This window comes from Acinetobacter sp. TUM15064 (assembly GCF_008980265.1).
Classification (GTDB): domain Bacteria; phylum Pseudomonadota; class Gammaproteobacteria; order Pseudomonadales; family Moraxellaceae; genus Acinetobacter.
This window is the reverse complement of sequence record NZ_BKFU01000179.1, coordinates 1-593: the sequence shown is the minus strand read 5'-3', so window position 1 is coordinate 593 and position 593 is coordinate 1. Positions and strand designations below refer to the sequence as shown.

The 593-nt window shown below is 23.8% G+C and carries 1 protein-coding gene; it reads right to left on the bottom strand.

The features are described from left to right. Positions 1-593, bottom strand: a 593-nt coding sequence (locus GBI16_RS18305) for an EpsG family protein (protein ID WP_151707624.1), incomplete at both ends; no start/stop codon positions are given.

Sequence of the window (593 nt, the reverse complement as noted above, 5' to 3'; positions counted from 1 at the left end):
GTACCCTTTAATAAAAAAAATTAAGACCAAAACTTTAAATAAAAAATAAAACTGAAATATACTATATTTTTGAATTTGTTCAGCACCATCAGAAGAATTGCTTGCATAAACATCCAACCGTTCTAACCAACTTAAATTATTCAACAAAACCTGAAAAATATCTGAAAAAAATTGACCTACCAAAACTGAAAACAAAAGTAAAAATAATAGAATCTTAAAACTATCTTTTTTTATTAATTTCTTTAATAAAAAGTAAACAAGAACAAAAACAATTGATGAGAAGTGAATAAAAAATGAAAGTACAACTAATATGAGTTCTCTTTTCTCCAACCGTCCGTTATTAATAAATCTTAGAAGAATAATTGTGTTTATCCCAATAGCAATTCCAACCCTTATTTGAGTATAATCATGCAAAACCAAATAACGCGAAGCTACCAAATATAAAAACATTGGTATTAGTATAGTGGGTAAATTTTCCTTAGCAATTATTCCTTTCAAAAAAAATGAAATAAAAATTATGAAAAAAAAGTTGTAACAAACATTACTATCAATTAATAAATTTAAAATTTTTACTAATGACAAAAATAAAGGAT